Here is a 16,840-nt window from a genome sequence, read left to right on the forward strand (position 1 = left end):
GGCTCGTCATGACCGAGAAGCTAACAATCACCGTGTTGCAGGGCGCTGACCGCTCTGCGACGTTTTCATGACGTCGGAGCCGGGGCTATTCCACCGTCACGACCTTGCCCGGCTCGAAGACGGCGTTGCCGATGCGCCCCGGCTCCTCGGCGGGGTAGCCGGCCTGATTGGCTATGAACCGGGTGCCTCGGAAGGTGAGGTCCGCGTTGGCGTGGGTATGCCCGGATATCCAAAGCGCCGGCGGATGCTGGCGAATCAGCATGCTGAGATCGGAGCCGAAGGCGCTCGCCAGGCCGTCTCCCGGGAAATCCGGGTGGCCGAGCTGCGGCAGGGGGGCGTGGTGCGTGACCACGACGGTGGGGCCTTGCCAGGCTGAGGCGAGGTGGCGTTCCAGCCATGCGCGGCTTTGTTGATGTGCCCGCTGCGCATGTTCCGGCTGAAACAGCCCGCCCTCCGTGTGGATGAAGTGGTGATCGGCGAGATTGCGGGCGGCGAGGCGGCGGTTGCGGGTGATCAGGTGCACATCGTCGTGGGTATGGAGCCGATAGTCGGTCCAGAGTGTCGTGCCGAGGATGCGAATGCCCTGAAGGCGGATCTGCTCTCTCTCGAGCACGTGGACTTCTCCGTGGCCGCCACTGTTCAACTCGATGGCCAGCTCGCGACAGTGCTCGGCGAGGCGCGGGAAGTGCCAGCCGTAGTACTCGTGATTGCCGAGCACGTAGACCACCGGAGTGTTTCGGGCAGCGGAGAGCTCGGCGGCCGCTTCCACGCCGAACGTGCCGGTCGCAATGTCACCGGCGAGCACGATGAGATCCACTGTCTCGTGGCTCAGCATGTCGTCGAGCGTCACTCCCTTTCGGGTTTCCATGTGGAGGTCGCTCGCGGCCTGAATGCGCATGGTTATCGGCCCGCGGTGACGGTCGAATCAAGCGGCAGGCAGCGGACACCGGCAGGCGGATCGTCCAGGAGGGCGGATTCGTCGCCGCTGAGCACGAAGACGCAGTGCTGACACAGCCAGGGGTGGAGTCCGTCGTGTACGTGCCGGATGGCCCGATTGGGTGCCTCACTGCCGAGCCGACGGTGATCGTCCTGGAGGATCAGGACGGCACCCCTGCTGCCGGGTTCCACGGTCAGCGCGATGCCCTGCGCGCGATGGCCGATGATGCGCCAGCCACCCGTGTGCGTCGGCGATTGCTCGCAGCGCAGACAAACCGGCGCTGCCGGAAGGGGCGGCGCCGGGGCGCCGGGAACGCTCAGGTGCTCGCTCTCTGCCATGCTCCTCACCGCTTGACGAGTGCCAACTCCATTGTCGCTGTATCGGGGCGAAACGCCAATCCGCGGCATGAGCGGGTACCCGGCGAGGTGTCTGCCGGCCGGAGAGCGGGCGGGGCGGGACCTGCGGTTGCGCCCGCCCCGCGGGGTCAGGGCTTGCGGCGATCGAACTTTGCGTCGAGGCCCTGCCACACGTCCACGTAGTCCCGCTGCCGGAACGTGGCGTCGACCGCCTGCTCCGTCGGCTGGAAGACATACCGCGACTCGAACATGAACGCCAGGGTATCGCCTTGGTATACCGGTTCCAGCGGTTGGGTGGATGCCTTCTCGAACGTCTCCGCATCCGGCCCATGCGGGCTCATGCAGTTGTGCAGGCTCGCGCCTCCGGGCTCGAAGCCTTCTGCCTTGGCGTCGTAGACGCCATGGATGAGTCCCATGAACTCACTCATCACGTTACGGTGGAAGTAAGGTGGGCGGAACGTGTCCTCGGCGACCATCCAGCGCGGCGGGAAGATCACGAAGTCCACGTTGGCGGTGCCGGGGGTGTCCGTCGGCGCGGTCAGCACGGTGAAGATCGACGGGTCGGGATGGTCGAAGCTCACGGTATTGACGGTGTTGAAGCGCGCCAGGTCGTATTTGCACGGGTGGTAATTGCCGTGCCACGCGACCACGTCCAGCGGCGAATGGTCGAGTTGTGTGGCCCAGAGGTGACCGCCGAACTTCGCTACCAGCTCGCAGTCCGCCTGACGCTGCTCGTAGGCGGCCACCGGCGTGAGAAAGTCCCGCGGATTCGCAAGCCCGTTGGCGCCGATGGGGCCGAGATCGGGCAGACGGAAAACCGCGCCGTAGTTCTCGCAGATGTAGCCGCGTGCCGAGTCATCGAGCAGTCGCACCTGATACTTCATGCCTCGCGGCAGCAGGGCGATTTCGCCGGGAGCGACCGACATCACACCCATCTCGGTGGCGATTTCCAGCCGCCCGAGCTGTGGCACGACGAGCCATTCACCGTCGGCGCTGTAGAAGAAACGATCGGCCATGGAGCGGTTGCAGGTGTACAGCAATACGCCGCAACCCGTCTGCGCCTGCCAGTCGCCGTTGCCCGCGAGTGAGAACAGGCCCTCGACGAAGTCGGTGGGTGCCTCGGGCAGCGGGGGCGCACTCCAGCGCATCTGGTTCGGGTCGGCGGGCGTCTGCCGTGGTGCTTGCATGCGGCCGATGTCCACCCGCTCGTAAGGCGATTGCACCACCGATGGCTGGATACGATAGAGCCAGCTGCGCAGGTTCTCCCCCCGTGGCGCCGTGAATGCCGAGCCGCTGAACTGCTCGGCATAAAGGTCGTAGGGGCAGCGCTGGGGCGAGTTGCGGCCCACGGGCAGGGCGCCCGTTTCCGCCTCGCTTTCGAAATGGTTGCGGAAGCCGCTGAGATACTGCTGCTCGCTGCGCGCCATGGCGTGCTCCTCCTCGAGGTCGAATTCGGTGGCGACTACCCGATCGCAAGCCGGAATTCGGTGCCCGGCCTTCGTGCCGGCACCGTGAGCGCCCGGGAGGGCGGCTCCCGGGACTGGCCACACCGCTTGCGATCCGGGCGGTTCTGGCCCAGTGAATCGGATCATAACGCTGTTTAGTTTTGAGCGAAACCATTGACCGAGGACTGTTGCCTGTGACTGGTCTCTTGACTTTAGTTTTGTCTGAAACTAGTTTCGCGGTCCGAGTCAGTGCGTCCGCGGGTGGCTATTCTGCTCGTGTAGAAGCACTTTACTACCCAACGCCAATTGCCCCGATCGGGGGCCGATGAGGAGGCGACATGAAGCTGGCTTCCCTGAACGAGGGGCGCGACGGCGCTCTCGTCGTCGTATCCCGCGACCTGAGCCGCGCGGTCAAGGTGCCCGACGTGGCGCCCACCCTGCAGGCGGCACTGGATAACTGGCATGAGACGGAGCCGCGGCTTCAGGCCGTCTACCGTGCGCTGAATGACGGCGAAGCGAAGGGCGCGTTCGGTCTGGACATGGCGACACTCGCCTCGCCGTTGCCCCGGGCCTATCAATGGGCCGATGGCAGCGCATACGTTAACCACGTGGAGCTGGTGCGCAAGGCCCGCGGCGCGGAAATGCCGGAGAGCTTCTGGGAAGACCCGCTGATGTATCAGGGTGGGTCCGATTCGTTCGTCGGTCCCCGTGATCCGATACTCGCGGCGAGCGAAGACTGGGGGATCGACTTCGAGGCCGAGCTCGCCGTGATCACCGATGACGTGCCCATGGGAACGTCGCCGCAGCAGGCGGAGAATCACATCAAGCTGCTGATGCTCGTCAACGATGTTTCCCTGCGTAACCTGATTCCCGGAGAGCTCGCCAAGGGCTTCGGATTCTTTCAGTCCAAGCCCGCCAGCGCTTTCTCTCCGGTGGCGGTCACGCCGGACGAGCTGGGTGAGGCGTGGGACGGTACGAAGGCGCATCTGCCCATGGTCGTGCATCTCAACGGTGAGCTCTTCGGTCGTCCCAACACGGGGGTCGACATGACCTTCGATTTCGCCCGGCTGGTGAGCCACGTTACCAAGACCCGCGAGATGGAGGCGGGGAGCATCGTCGGCTCCGGCACCATCTCCAACTATGACCGCAGCCTCGGTTCCTGCTGTCTCGCCGAGCGGCGCATGCTGGAGAAGCTCGAGCACGGTGAGCCGAAGACGCCGTTCCTGCGTTTCGGCGATACGGTGCGCATAGAGATGAACGATGCCAGCGGCGCCAGCATCTTCGGCACCATAGAGCAGACCGTCGCGGAGTATCGCGGCACATGAGGCTCTACGACTACTTCCGATCCACGGCGGCCTACCGGGTAAGGATCGCCCTCAACGTGAAAGGCATCGACTACGAGTCGGTGCCGGTCAATCTGCGTGACGGCGAGCAGGGCGGCGAGGGCTACGCCGTCGTGAACCCCCAGCACCTGGTGCCGGTGCTCGAGCACGAGGGGCGGCGGTTGACCCAGTCGCTTGCCATCTGTGAATACATCGACGAGCTCCAGCCGAGCCCGGCGCTGCTGCCGGGCGATCGTGCCGGACGTGCCCGTGTGCGCGCTATTGCCCAGAGCATCGCGTGTGACATTCATCCCATCGACAATCTGCGGGTGCTGAAGTACCTCACGGGTCGCCTCGGCGTCAGCGAGGACGACAAGCTCGCCTGGTACCACCACTGGATCCACGAGGGCTTCCGGGCCATCGAGGCCACGCTCGCCGATGCCCCGGAGACCGGCACGTATTGCCACGGCGAGAGCGTGACCCTCGCGGATGTCTGCCTGGTGCCGCAGGTATACAACGCGAACCGCTTCGAGGTGGATCTGAGCGCGTATCCGACGATCCGCAGGATCAACGACGCGTGTCTGGCGCTCGCGCCGTTCGACCGCGCCCGCCCGGAACGCCAGCCTGACGCGCCGTCCTGAAGCATCGGGTTGTGACGTGGGTCAGCTTTTGCGCTAGACCTTCATAGGGAAGGTGGCTGGAACCGGAGCGACCCATCGCGCCGGCTACCGGCTGCGTATGACCGTCGCCGACTAGCGCAGGAGGTGATCATGGCTGACTACGACCCGACCCATGCTCGCCGGCTGATTCCCGGACTCAGCGGTCTCTACGACGGGCTCGCGCCGTATATGTGGCCGCTGATCCGCTTCATCGCCGGTGCCTCGCTCGTGCCCCACGGCTGGGACAAGATCATCGGCGGCGGTGTGACCGGTACCGCCGAGTTCATGGCCTCCCTCGGCATGGAGCCGGCAATGCTGTGGGCGTGGTATATCGCCCTGCTGGAGCTCATCGGCGGTACCTTGCTCGCCATCGGGTTTATCACGCGTCTGTGGGCGATTCTGGTGGTGGGGTTCATGGCGGTGGCGGTCTTCTACGTCCACTGGCCGAACGGATTCTTCTGGACGGATGCCGGATTCGAGTACCCGCTGTTCTGGGGCATCGTCGCATTCGCGCTGTTCATCCGCGGTGGTGGCCGATTGTCGGTCGATGCAGCGATGGGGAAAGAGCTGTGAGGTCTCCCGCGGCGTCTCAGTTGTCGCCATCGCGGGTGTAGGCCCAGACATGGGCGGGCGGCACGTTCGCGAATGCAGTGGCCGCTCGCCGCGCCTGCAGATGCAGTGCCTCATACTGTAGCGGCGATCCCAGCGAGTAGGTGAACTGGACGAGGGTGCCGCCCGGGCGTAGCAGTGCGAAACAGTCCTCGACGAAGCGGCGTTGCCGCTCCAGGGGGAACTGCAGGGCGGGTATGCCTGAGATCACCGCACCGAAGCGTCCGTGCATCCCGTCGGGGATGAGCCCGAGTGGCGTGCTGGCATCACCTTGCAGGATGTTGTGCCCGGGGAAGTGTGTGCGCAGATAAGCGATCATGTCGGCATCCAGTTCCACCAGCCAGAGCCGTTCCGCCGGGATGCCGGCCCTGGACAGCCCGCGCGTGATGGTTCCGGTGCCCGCGCCCAGCTCCAGCACCGGTGCATCCGCGGCCGTTTCCAGAACACACTGCGCCACTTCGGCGGCCAGCCTCGGAGAGCTTGGCAGAATGGCGCCCATCCGCAGCGGATGAGCGATCCAGCGTTTGAGAAAGAACAGAGTCCCATCGGGTTTCACCGCCACCTCCCGTACGCCGCAGGTTTTGCGCGGCTGGCTGTTGTCACAGGACGGCGAGCGTAAGGCAGCGGTGCGACAGGCGTGTGTCAATCGCCAGACGGGATACACTGGCGCAGCCGATTGTCACGCTTGCTAGAATTCCGCGCCTTCATTTTCAGCGTCCGCGAACAGGTGGTGCATGCTCGACGACGACCAAGCCCGCGTAGTGGCCCATGAGGACGGACCGGCGGTGGTGCTCGCGGGCGCGGGATCGGGCAAGACCCGGTGTACCACCGAACGGGCCGCGCGCCGATTGACCCAGACCGGGTTGAGCGGCGAGGCCATGGTGCTGTTGACCTTCACCAACAAGGCCGCCGGCGAGATGCGCGAGCGGCTGCGTGAGCGGTTGCCAGACGGGGTCGGGTTGCCGTGGATCGGTACGTTCCACAGCTTCGGCAATCAGCTCCTGCGCCGCTACGGAACCCGTGTCGGTGTGCCCCGTAATGCCACGCTGATGGACGCTGACGACGCCCGGCGCATGCTCGATACGCTGCTCGCCGGGCCATTCTCCGACAAGCAGCGCCGCCTGGAAGCGCTACAGGCTGTGGAAGCGATCAATGCGCGGGGGCTGGATGTCACCGAGGAGGCGGATCTGGACGCGATCGCCGGCACCTGCGAGGAATACGGCTTCGGCCCCGTGGCGACGGCACGCTTTCTGGAGCGCCTGCGTCGGTTCGAGCGGGAAAAGCGCACGGCGTCGCTGCTCGACTTCTCCGACCTCATCGGCCTCGCGGCGCGGATGCTGCGTAACCATGGCGAACTGCGTGAAAGGGTGAGCGGCGCTCTGCGGGACCTCACCGTGGACGAGGCGCAGGATACCGACGCCGCGCAGTTCCGGCTTCTGGATCTCCTCGCGCCGCCTTCGCGTACGGTATTGCTCGTGGGTGACGACGATCAGGCCATCTACGAATGGCGGCACGCGCGCCCGGAGAACATGCGTGACTTCATCGACGGGTGGGGCGCGACTGTCTATCGACTCGAGCGCAACTACCGCTCCACGCCGGCGATCGTCAGCGGTGGCGCCTCGCTGGTGCGCCACAACGAGGCGCGGCTGGAGAAGAATCCGTATGCGGTACGCGCTGCACCCGCCAGCGACCGGGTGACACTGTACGAATACGACCATACCGAGCCCATGGCCGATGGTGTGGCCGATGCCATCGCCAATGCCGTGCAGCGTGGCACCAGCCCCGGGCAAATCGCGGTCCTCTATCGCAAGAACCGCCTCTCCCGCATCGTGGAAACGGCCTTGCTCAAGCGGGGTGTGCCTTACCGTATCAAGGCCGGCACCGACCTCCTGGGGTATGCGGATGTACGCATGATGCTGGCGGCCGGGCGCCTCGCGGCGAATCGCCGCGATATCCGGGCGCTGTCACGTCTCGCCGAGCTGGTGCCGGGGCTCGGCACGCGGGGCGTGAGCCGGCTTGTCGCTGGCGGCGGTGATCCGTTCGCCGAGGCCGGCCGGCTTTCGCCCAAGGCCGCCGCCGGTGTCGAAAAGCTCGGCGAGGCGGTGGACCGGTTGCACCGGCGCGGTCCCGGTGAGTTGTTCGACTGGTGCCGTCAGACCCCGATGATCAACGACTGGCTGGTGCAGCGTGCCAGGCGGGGGCTGGGCGGTAATGGCAAGCCAGACGCCGACGCCCTCGAACGCGCCCTGCGCCCGGTCTATGGACGTATGCGAGCGGTTCAGATCGCGGTCAGGCGCCGGCTCGACAGCATCGACGCCAATGCCGACCTGGAAGCGCGCTGGGGCACGGCGTTGGAGGTGGTCAGCGCGGGCACCGACGAGGCGGAGTCCGATGAGCCCAAGGTAACCCTGTGCACGGTGCATGCGGCCAAGGGTCTCGAGTGGCCGGAGGTCCACCTGTTCGGGTTCTCGGAAGGCCTGATGCCCATGGAGCGCGACGGCGCCGTGGAAAACCTCGCCGAGGAGCGGCGCCTGGGCTATGTGGCCATCACCCGGGCGCAGGACCGGATCGTCCTGCATCACGCCGACCGGCTGGATATGGGCCAGGGCGACGGGGCGCAGAAGGCTGCCGTGTCGCGTTTCCTCGCAGAGGTTCAGGCGGGGCAGGCGGTGACGGTCGTCGACCGCCGCCGCGGTGCCACGGCCACGGAGAATGAAGACGCCGGTGAGGTCCGGGACTGGCTCGCGGAAATGCGCAAGGCGCTGGGGTAGGCGGGTGCGCGCGCTGGGCGTGCACCCGAGCCGGTAAGCCGCGTTGCCACGTCCGTTGCGGTGGCCGAGCGAAACGATTCAAGTTTCAAGCGGAAAGTGTGGCGCGGCGGCGGCCGTACTGCAGTGGCTGCTTCCTGCAAGGTTAGTATGTGGACCGCGCAGGTGCTCCATCCACCCTCAAGACTGCAAGACTGTCGACTTGAGAGGTGCCGCTGCTCACTCGATCGTGTGGGCGGATGGAGCGAAGCCCAATCGGCCATCGACGCCGGATTGCGTTGCGCGTCTTGCGTTTCACATCGCCTACGGCCGGCGCACCAGGACTTCTACGTTCGTGGGGTTGCCCTGGGTCAGTACCGGGTAGTCTTCCGTATTGAGCATCAACAGCGTGTCGTTGTACTGGATGCGCGCCTGGATCGTGTAGCGGCGGTCGCCGTCGATGGACTGTGGATCATAGGGCAGGCGGAACGAGTAGGGCGGAGCCGTGTCGCCGATATCGATGGTCTGCGTGGCGAGCACCTCGGCGGGGGCATCGGCACCAGGCGCGTCAAGCAAGTGAACGGCGAGCACCGCCTCCGGCGGCAGCATGATGCGCTCACGGTAGAGGACTTCACCGGTGACCGCGGGGCCGCTGTCGGCGGCGTCCCGGGGTGGCGTTGCGCACGCGCCGACGATCAGGACCAGCGACAGGCTGACCAGAAGTGTACGCATCATCTCGGCTTCTCCTTTGCTCGTGTCCGCTGCCGACCGAAGCCGGCGGCATGATATGGCGCGTCCTTCGAGGCGATGACGTCGTCCCCCGTACCGCAGACGGTAGCACGCCTTCCGGGGTTGACTTTCGTGGCTGGAGCCCGTTAACTGATTGCATGGATATCGCACGGCCCCAGCACAAGTTGCTCTCCCTCCTGCCGCTCCTGCTGGCACCGGGGCTGCTGCTGCGCCTTGCGCGCAGCTAATCCAACCTCACTCCCAATCCGGTTTTCCATCACCCGCCCGACAGGGCGAAAGGCGCATTCGAGCGAGGAGCGAGCGTTCATGCCGCGCAATACGCATCACGACAGCAGCCGTCGACTGATCAGCGGCCACCGGGCCATGGGTGGGTGGCAGCCTGGTGGCCGGATTACCGCCATGTATCCAGGAATACGACGAAAATGCGTGGAGACCTGAACGATGTTGTCTGATCCGTCGACGAAGTACCGCCGCTACGTTCCGGTACGGTTGCGTGACCGCACCTGGCCGGACGCCGTGATCGAAAAGCCCCCGGTGTGGATGAGCACCGACCTGCGTGACGGCAATCAGGCGCTGTTCGAGCCCATGGGGGTGGAGACCAAGCTCGAGATGTTCGAGATGCTGGTCTCGGTCGGCATCAAGGAGATCGAGGTGGGCTTTCCCTCCGCCTCGGAGACCGACTACACCTTCGTTCGCCGCCTCATCGAAGAAGATCGTATTCCCGATGACGTGCGCGTCGAGGTGCTCACCCAGGCGCGGGATCATCTCATCGAGAAGACGATGGAATCGTTGCGCGGTGCCAAGCGCGCCATCGTCCACCTCTACAACGCGACATCGCCGGTGTTCCGTGAGGTGGTCTTCCGTCTGGATCGCGACGGATCCCGCGAAGTCGCGATCAACGGCGCGCAGCTCATCAAGCGCCTTGCCGCGGAGCAACCGGAGACGGAGTGGACGTTCCAGTACAGCCCGGAGACGTTCTCGGGCACCGAGCCGGATTTCGCCCGTGAGATCGTGGACGCGGTGACCGGGGTTTGGGAGGCCTCGCCGCAGAACCCGGTCATCATCAATCTGCCTGCCACGGTGGAGATGTCGACACCGAACGTCTTCGCCGACCAGATCGAGTGGATGCACCGCAACCTCGCCCGGCGCGATGGCATCGTGTTGAGCGTCCACCCGCACAATGATCGCGGTACGGCGGTGGCCGCCGCGGAGCTCGCCGTGATGGCCGGTGCCGACCGCGTCGAAGGATGCCTGTTCGGCAACGGCGAGCGCACCGGCAACGTGGATCTGGTCACCCTCGCACTCAATCTCTACACCCAGGGCGTTCACCCGGGGCTCGATTTCTCGCGGATCAATGACGTCGCCCGGACGGTGGAGCAGTGCACCCAGCTTCCGATTCACCCGCGCCATCCGTATGTGGGGGATCTCGTATTCACGGCCTTCTCCGGCTCCCACCAGGACGCCATCAAGAAGGGATTCGTCGCTCAAAAGGCGGACGAGCCGTGGCGGGTGCCTTACCTTCCCATCGATCCCGAGGATCTCGGCCGGACCTACGAGTCCGTGATCCGGGTGAACAGCCAGTCCGGCAAGGGCGGCGTGGCCTACCTGCTCGAACGCGACTACGACCTGTCCATGCCACGGCGCATGCAGGTGGAGTTCAGCAACGTCATCCAGCGTGTGGCGGATACCACCGGCAGCGAGGTACACGCCGAGCAGATGTGGGAGATTTTCCGCCGGGAGTACCTGGAGCTGGACGCGCCCATCGATTACCTCGGACAGAGCCTGTTCGACGCGGACGGCCGCCAGGGCATCCGCTTGCGCGTGCGCGAGAATGGGCGGGAGGAAACCCTCACCGGCGTCGGCAACGGCCCCATTGACGCGCTTCTCGATGCCCTCGACGTGGATGTGCGCGTGCAGCACTACGAGGAACACTCCATGGGCCGTGGCTCCGATGCCCAGGCGGTGTGCTTCATGGAGCTCTCCTGCGACGGCGTCGCCGGCGATGTCTTTGGCGTGGGCATGGACGGCAACATCGTCAGCGCATCCATCAAGGCCGTGGTCAGCGGCGTCAACCGCATCTGGGACCGTCTCCCGGAGGATCGGCGGAAGCATTTCTTCCGCGCTCAGAAAGGCGGTCAGCAGTACGCCTGACGGTTCCGTCGGCGGAGGGGCCGGACCGGCTCCTCCGCGCGGTGACGCTGGCCAGCGGTCGTTAAGCGCCGGTTCACGACACGGGTGAGACAGTAGGGGACGCATCAAACGAGGGAGGTCCGGCCATGTGGACTCTCACGCTGCCCCTATCTGTGCTTCTGCTAACCGGCATGGTGGCATTGCCGGGCGACAGCCTGGCCGCGGATGCGATCGTCGCCGGGGTTCACGGCGATGATCGTCGCTCGGATGCGCGTCCCCTGGCCGTCGACCACCGCGGTGCCTTTTCCCACAAGTTCCGTCATGATCGCTTCCGCCACGACAAGCGTCTACGAGGTGGCTTTCGCCATCATGAGTTTCGCCACGGCGGTTTCCGTTTCGGCAAGTTCCGGCACGGACATTTTCATCGCCACAAGTTCTCCCACGGTGGCTTTCGCCACCACGAGTTCCGCCACGGCCGGTTTCCGCACCACAAGTTCCGTCAAGGGCGCCACGGACTCCGCGGGTTCCATGGTCATGGGTTCCGGCATCACGAATTCCGGAAATTCCGCCACCGCGGCGGTGCACGCGTGATATTGCGCGACGGCGATTGAGCGCGCCCCGCGGGCACAGGGCCGCCGTGTGGGCGGGCCCGATCGTGCCGGCATATTGCCGGCAGAAGGCGAGGCAGTCAGGTGAGCCGACGACCGTCGCCTGCGGCAAAGAGGTGCACGTCGCTCGGTGCGATAGCCAGCGGCAGACGGTCGCCGGTGTTCACGGGGTGGCCGCCGTCGAGTCGCGCCACCACAATCCCGCTGTCCTCGCTGACGCGACCGTAGACGAGGGTATCCGCGCCCAGCGGTTCCACGAGCTCCACGTTCAGGCTCAGATTCGCCTCGCCTTGGGTCGTCGGGCGCAGGTGCTCCGGACGCAGGCCGGCGACGGCATCGCCGTTCGCTCCCGGCAGGTCCAGGCTGCCGCCACCGGGCAGCACCATGCGGCCATCGTACGCCGAGACAGCCACGAAGTTCATCGCCGGTGAGCCGATGAAGCCGGCGACGAACTGCGTTGCCGGCTGTTCGTAGACCGCGGCGGCAGTGTCCACTTGCTCGGGAGTGCCGTTGTTCATCACCACCAGACGGTCCGCCAGAGTCATCGCTTCGACTTGGTCGTGGGTGACGTAAACCGCCGTCGTGCCGAAGCGTTGCTGCAGCCGCTTGATTTCCAGGCGCATCTGCACGCGCAGCTTGGCGTCCAGGTTGGACAATGGCTCGTCGAACAGGAAGACGCTGGGCTCGCGTACCAGTGCCCGCCCCATGGCGACACGCTGGCGTTGTCCGCCGGATAGCTCGCGCGGGCGGCGCTCGAGCAGCGCCTCGATGCCCAGCAGGGCCGCCGTCTCGTGCACGCGCTTGCGGATGTGTGCCTTCGCGATCCCGCGGTTACGCAGGCCGTACGCCATGTTCTCGAACACGCGCATGTGCGGGTAGAGCGCGTAATTCTGAAAGACCATCGCCATATTCCGCTCAGCGGGCTCACGGTGGGTGATGTCCGTGCCGTTCAGACGGATGGTGCCGGCGCTGGCGCGCTCCAGCCCGGCGATCAGGCGCAGAAGCGTGGACTTGCCGCAGCCCGACGGGCCGACCACGACCACGAACTCGCCTTCGTCGATAGCGAGATCCAGGCCGTGGAGCGCGGTATGGCCGTTGCCGTACGTCTTGGCGAGGCCTTCGATGGTTAGCGACGCCATGGTTATTTCTCCGAGTCGATCAGGCCTTTGACGAAGAACCGCTGCATGAGCGCGATCACCACTACGGGGGGAATCATCGAGAGCAGCGCCGTCGCCATGACCACCGGCCAGTTGGGCTCTTCGTCGCTTACCGTGACCATGCGGTTGATGCCCATCACGATGGTGTAGAGATCCTCCTCGGTGGTCACGATCAGTGGCCAGAGGTACTGGTTCCAGCCGTAGATGAACAGAATCACGAACAGCGCGGCGATGTTCGTGCGCGACAACGGCAGCAGGATGTCGCGAAAGAACCGCCAGGGTCCGGCGCCGTCCATCCGGGCCGCCTCCAGGTACTCCTCGGGGACCGTGAGAAAGAACTGCCGAAACAGAAAGGTCGCCGTGGCCGAGGCGATCAGCGGAACGGTCAGGCCGGCGTAGCTGTCGAGCATGCCAAGCGCGCTGATCACCTCGAAGGTGGGCAGGATGCGTACCTCCACGGGCAGCATCAGGGTGACGAAGATCAGCCAGAACACGACCATCTTGAACCGGAAGCGGAAGTAGACGATCGCGTAGGCCGACAGCAGCGAAATCGCGATCTTGCCCACGGTGATCCCGAGTGCCATCACCAGGCTGTTGAGCAGCATGGTGGCTACTGGCACGCCGCCAGCGCGCTCCATTCCCTGAGTGAGCGCCAGGCGCAGGTTCTCCAGCCCGTGCCCGCCGGGCAGGAAGGGCGTTGGCGGGCTGACCAGGGCGCCGGGTGGTTGCGTGGCGGCCACGAACGTCATCCAGACCGGCATAGCGACGATCGCCAGGCCGACGAGCAGGAGCGCGTGGGCGGCGGCGGTCAGCCCGGGGCGGTGTTCCACCATCATGCGTATGCCACCCGTCGTTCGACGAAACGGAACTGCAGCACGGTGAGCGTGATCACGATAGCCATGAGTACTACCGACTGTGCCGCGGAACTGCCGAGGTCCAGGCCGACGAAGCCGTCCTGGTAGACACGGTAGACCAGGATGTTGGTGCTCCCTGCCGGCCCGCCGGCGGTCGTCGCATGCACGATACCGAACGTCTCGAAGAACGCGTAGACGAGGTTCATGACGAGCAGAAAGAACGCGGTGGGGCCGAGTAGCGGTAACACGACGGTGGCCAGCCGCCTACCCGGCCCGGCCCCGTCGATGGCGGCCGCTTCCACCAGAGAGCGCGGGATTGCCTGGAGCCCCGCGAGGAAGAACACGAAATTGTAGCTCACCTGTTTCCAGGCCGCGGCGACGATGATGAGTACCATCGCCTGGCCGCCGTTGACGTAGTGATTCCAGTCGACGCCGAGCAGGCCCAGCCCGTGGGCGATGAGCCCAATGGTGGGGTTGAACAGAAACCACCACAGCACCCCCGCGATGGCCGGGGCGATGGCGTAGGGCCAGATGAGCAGGCTGCGGTAGAGCGAGGCGCCATGCAGCACCCGGTTCGCGGCGATGGCGAGCGCGAGCGCCACGGCCATGGCGATGCCGGCCACGGCTGCCGCGAACCCCAGGGTACGCCAGAGTGTTGCCAGGTAGTCGCTGCTGCCGAACAGCGCGGCGAAGTTCTCCAGTCCGACGAAACGACTGCCCAGCCCGAATGGATCCTCCAGCCGTAACGACTGGTAGAGCGCCTGGGCGGCCGGCCAGAGGAAGAAGACCACGGTGATGGCGAGCTGCGGCAATACCAACGCGGCCACCGTCACGCGGTGGCGGGCGAATTGCGCGCGTTTTTCCATGCGGATGCCTGTCTGGGTCGGCGATGGGTCGGATGGTCGCGATGACCCGGCCGGGCGCGGTCACGAGGCGACGGCGCCCGGCTCCAATGGGCCGCTTACTGGTGCGTCTTCTCGAACCGGCGCAGGAGCGCGTTACCCTCGGCGACCGCGTCCGCGAGGGCTCGCTCGGCGTTCTTGTCGCCGGACCATACCGCCTCGAGCGCGTTGTTCAGCACTTCGCGGACCTGCACGAAGTTGCCGAGACGCAGCCCCTTGGAAGCGGGGACCGGTTTGTTGAAGGTGAGCTGCTTGATGGCGATGTCCGTACCCGGATTCTCGCGGTAGAACCCTTGCTCGCGGGAGCGCTCGTAGGCGGAATAGGTGATCGGCACGTAGCCGGTCTTCTGATGCCATTCGGCTTGCACCTCCGGCGAGCTGAGGTAACGGAAGAACTCCGCCACACCCTCGTAGGTGGCCTCGTCGTGGCCCCGCAGGACCCACAGCGTGGCGCCGCCGATGATGGAGTTCTGCGGCGCGGCCGCCACCTCCCCCCGGTACGGCAGGAAGGTAATGCCGAACTCGAAGTCCGTCTCCTTGGTGACGGAGCCATAATAAGCCGAGGAGTTCATGAGCATGGCGCACTTGCCGGTGTAGAACAGCGGGTTGGCGTCGCCGCGGCGGCCGCCGTAGCGGAAGATGTCCTCCTTCTGCCAGGCGGCGAGCTGCGCGATGTGGTCGACGAACAGCCCGTTGTCCAGGCGCAGCTCGGTGTCGAGGCCCTCGAAGCCGTTGGCACGGGTGGCGATCGCCTCGCCGTGCCAGGCGCCCAGGTTCTCGAGCTGTACCCAGGACTGCCAGCCCGTGGTGAAGCCGCATTCCGCGGCACCGGTGTCGATGAGCTTGCGCGAGGCGTCGGCGAGTGCGGCCCACGTGCTCGGCGGATTGTTCGGGTCCAGGCCGGCCTTTTCGAAGGCGTCCTTGTTATAGAACAGCACCGGCGTGGAGCTGTTGAACGGCAGCGAGAGGAGCTTGCCGTCCGGGGTGGTGTAGTACGACTTCACCGCATCCAGGTAGTCGTCCGGATGCCACTCGACGCCAGTGTCCGCGACCAGCTCGTGCACGGGGTAGATCGCCTCCCGTGCACCCATCATCGTCGCCGTGCCTACCTCGAATACCTGCACGATGGCTGGCTGCTCGCCGGACCGATAGGCGGCGATTGCGCCGGTCATGGTCTCGGTGTACGTGCCCTTGTAGACCGGATTGATGACGTAGTCATCCTGCGAGGCGTTGAAACGCTTGGCGAACGTCTCCACGAGCTCACCGGTGGTGCCGCCGCCCATGGCGTGCCACCACTGGATCTCCGTGGCGGCCTGCGCGGTACCGGCAAATGTTGCAGCCGCAATTAATGCGCTGAGCGTTTTCCCGAGCATTTTTTCGGTCTTCCCTTTATCGTTTGGCTGTATGCACTGGCGTGACCATCGCGGCAGCGTAGGTGGGCCCCGTTGCCCGGTGATTGCGGTATTGTTGCCGGGAGGTGACAGGCAGTCGCTTGCGCCGAGGGGGGTGGGCCTGCGAACCTTGTACGGTTAACCAAATCGTACAATCGGCTTGCGGCGGCACGCGCAAGCGGCGTTTTCAAGCGCTGGCGGCCGCCGGGAGGCGACCGGCGTTTGCGTCGGTTTCGCAATGCAACCGTTAGGCGCGGGCCGGTGAGCCGCGGCGCCGGACGGTACGGAGGTTCAACGTGGACAACGGTAGAGCGCGAGCCCGCAACGGCAGTAGCTCGGGGCTGTGGCTGTTCGCGACCAATTTCTTCAAACACCCGACGATGCTCGGTTCCATCATTCCGAGTTCGCGCTGTCTGATCGACCGCGTGCTGGCGCCGGTGGACTGGAAGCGCGCCAAGCGCGTCGTCGAGTATGGGCCAGGCGTCGGGACGATTACCCGTGAGCTGCTCAAGCACATGCCCGAGGACGGCGAGTTACTGGCCATGGAGCTCAACGATGACTTCGCCCGTTATCTCGACCAGAAGATCGACGATCCGCGCCTGACGGTCGCACATGCCTCGGCCGGGGAACTGGATCAGTGGATGCAGCGCCTCGGCTGGGACGGCGTCGATTACGCGATCTCCGGCATCCCTTTCAGCACCATGCCCGAGGAGATTCGGGACGACATTCTGAGCAAGACGCGCAAGAGTCTGGGGGATACGGGGGAATTTCTCGTCTACCAGTTCTCGAACGCCACCTTCCCCTACCTACAGGATACGTTCACGCACGTGGACAAGGGGTTCGTGCTGCGTAACGTCCTGCCGGCGCACTACTACCGTTGCCGCGCCAAGGCCTGACGCCCTTCTGCGGGGGCGTGCCGTCGCGGCGCGGCGTTGCGCCGCCTTGCCGCGGCCGCGGTTCCGGGGCGCTCCGG

Annotated in this window: 16 protein-coding genes; 7 read left to right on the forward strand and 9 right to left on the reverse strand. The window is 65.7% G+C overall.

Annotated features, from left to right (window positions below; translation table 11 throughout):
• Positions 1-85: 85 nt before the first annotated feature.
• The 3 genes from ACPEES_RS02305 to hmgA all read right to left on the reverse strand — a co-directional run bounded on the left by ACPEES_RS02305 (position 86) and on the right by hmgA (position 2,720).
• On the reverse strand, positions 86-898 hold the full coding sequence (locus ACPEES_RS02305; protein WP_435100679.1) for a metallophosphoesterase: 813 nt from the start codon (positions 896-898) through the stop codon (positions 86-88).
• Positions 899-900: 2 nt separating this feature from the next.
• The gene (locus tag ACPEES_RS02310) at positions 901-1,275 is read right to left on the reverse strand and encodes a hypothetical protein (protein WP_435100681.1); all 375 of its coding nucleotides are present in this window, start codon (positions 1,273-1,275) and stop codon (positions 901-903) included.
• A gap of 146 nt (positions 1,276-1,421) precedes the next feature.
• Positions 1,422-2,720, reverse strand: coding sequence for a homogentisate 1,2-dioxygenase (gene hmgA, locus ACPEES_RS02315; protein ID WP_435100683.1), 1,299 nt, complete (start codon positions 2,718-2,720; stop codon positions 1,422-1,424).
• A gap of 356 nt (positions 2,721-3,076) precedes the next feature.
• Between hmgA and ACPEES_RS02320 the strand changes: the two genes are divergently transcribed.
• The 3 genes from ACPEES_RS02320 to ACPEES_RS02330 all read left to right on the forward strand — a co-directional run bounded on the left by ACPEES_RS02320 (position 3,077) and on the right by ACPEES_RS02330 (position 5,292).
• Positions 3,077-4,063, forward strand: coding sequence for a fumarylacetoacetate hydrolase family protein (locus tag ACPEES_RS02320; protein WP_435100685.1), 987 nt, complete (start codon positions 3,077-3,079; stop codon positions 4,061-4,063).
• Positions 4,060-4,701 (forward strand): maleylacetoacetate isomerase, encoded by a 642-nt coding sequence (maiA, locus tag ACPEES_RS02325; protein WP_435100687.1) that lies wholly within the window; start codon positions 4,060-4,062, stop codon positions 4,699-4,701. The genes ACPEES_RS02320 and maiA overlap by 4 nt, the downstream gene beginning before the upstream one ends.
• Before the next feature lie 129 nt (positions 4,702-4,830).
• Complete coding sequence (locus ACPEES_RS02330; RefSeq protein WP_435100689.1) at positions 4,831-5,292, forward strand: DoxX family protein; 462 nt, start codon at positions 4,831-4,833, stop codon at positions 5,290-5,292.
• Between the two features lie 16 nt (positions 5,293-5,308).
• Here the strand turns inward: ACPEES_RS02330 and ACPEES_RS02335 are convergent, their stop codons facing one another.
• Positions 5,309-5,884: a class I SAM-dependent methyltransferase gene (locus ACPEES_RS02335; protein WP_435100691.1), complete on the reverse strand. Its 576-nt coding sequence runs from the start codon at positions 5,882-5,884 to the stop codon at positions 5,309-5,311.
• 178 nt (positions 5,885-6,062) lie between these two features.
• Here ACPEES_RS02335 and ACPEES_RS02340 point away from each other — a divergent pair, with 178 nt between their 5' ends.
• The gene (locus tag ACPEES_RS02340; protein WP_435100693.1) at positions 6,063-8,099 is read left to right on the forward strand and encodes an ATP-dependent helicase; all 2,037 of its coding nucleotides are present in this window, start codon (positions 6,063-6,065) and stop codon (positions 8,097-8,099) included.
• Between the two features lie 300 nt (positions 8,100-8,399).
• Here the strand turns inward: ACPEES_RS02340 and ACPEES_RS02345 are convergent, their stop codons facing one another.
• Complete coding sequence (locus tag ACPEES_RS02345) at positions 8,400-8,810, reverse strand: YbaY family lipoprotein (protein ID WP_435100695.1); 411 nt, start codon at positions 8,808-8,810, stop codon at positions 8,400-8,402.
• A 456-nt stretch (positions 8,811-9,266) separates the two neighbouring features.
• Between ACPEES_RS02345 and leuA the strand changes: the two genes are divergently transcribed.
• Together leuA and ACPEES_RS02355 are read left to right on the forward strand one after the other, a co-directional pair.
• Positions 9,267-10,976 (forward strand): 2-isopropylmalate synthase, encoded by a 1,710-nt coding sequence (gene leuA / locus ACPEES_RS02350; RefSeq protein ID WP_435100697.1) that lies wholly within the window; start codon positions 9,267-9,269, stop codon positions 10,974-10,976.
• Positions 10,977-11,101: 125 nt separating this feature from the next.
• A complete protein-coding gene (locus ACPEES_RS02355; protein ID WP_435100699.1) occupies positions 11,102-11,566 on the forward strand; it encodes a hypothetical protein in 465 nt (154 codons plus the stop codon).
• Between the two features lie 77 nt (positions 11,567-11,643).
• Here the strand turns inward: ACPEES_RS02355 and ACPEES_RS02360 are convergent, their stop codons facing one another.
• The 4 genes from ACPEES_RS02360 to ugpB all read right to left on the reverse strand — a co-directional run bounded on the left by ACPEES_RS02360 (position 11,644) and on the right by ugpB (position 15,849).
• The gene (locus ACPEES_RS02360; protein WP_435100701.1) at positions 11,644-12,702 is read right to left on the reverse strand and encodes an ABC transporter ATP-binding protein; all 1,059 of its coding nucleotides are present in this window, start codon (positions 12,700-12,702) and stop codon (positions 11,644-11,646) included.
• A gap of 2 nt (positions 12,703-12,704) precedes the next feature.
• On the reverse strand, positions 12,705-13,556 hold the full coding sequence (ugpE, locus tag ACPEES_RS02365) for a sn-glycerol-3-phosphate ABC transporter permease UgpE (protein WP_435100703.1): 852 nt from the start codon (positions 13,554-13,556) through the stop codon (positions 12,705-12,707).
• On the reverse strand, positions 13,553-14,440 hold the full coding sequence (gene ugpA / locus ACPEES_RS02370; RefSeq protein WP_435100705.1) for a sn-glycerol-3-phosphate ABC transporter permease UgpA: 888 nt from the start codon (positions 14,438-14,440) through the stop codon (positions 13,553-13,555). Before ugpA ends, ugpE begins: the two co-directional genes overlap by 4 nt.
• 95 nt (positions 14,441-14,535) lie before the next feature.
• Complete coding sequence (ugpB, locus tag ACPEES_RS02375; RefSeq protein WP_435100707.1) at positions 14,536-15,849, reverse strand: sn-glycerol-3-phosphate ABC transporter substrate-binding protein UgpB; 1,314 nt, start codon at positions 15,847-15,849, stop codon at positions 14,536-14,538.
• 314 nt (positions 15,850-16,163) lie between these two features.
• Here ugpB and ACPEES_RS02380 point away from each other — a divergent pair, with 314 nt between their 5' ends.
• Positions 16,164-16,763: a class I SAM-dependent methyltransferase gene (locus ACPEES_RS02380; RefSeq protein WP_435100709.1), complete on the forward strand. Its 600-nt coding sequence runs from the start codon at positions 16,164-16,166 to the stop codon at positions 16,761-16,763.
• Positions 16,764-16,840: the final 77 nt, after the last annotated feature.

Source organism: Arhodomonas sp. AD133 (assembly GCF_051195215.1).
In the GTDB taxonomy this organism is placed as follows: domain Bacteria; phylum Pseudomonadota; class Gammaproteobacteria; order Nitrococcales; family Nitrococcaceae; genus Arhodomonas.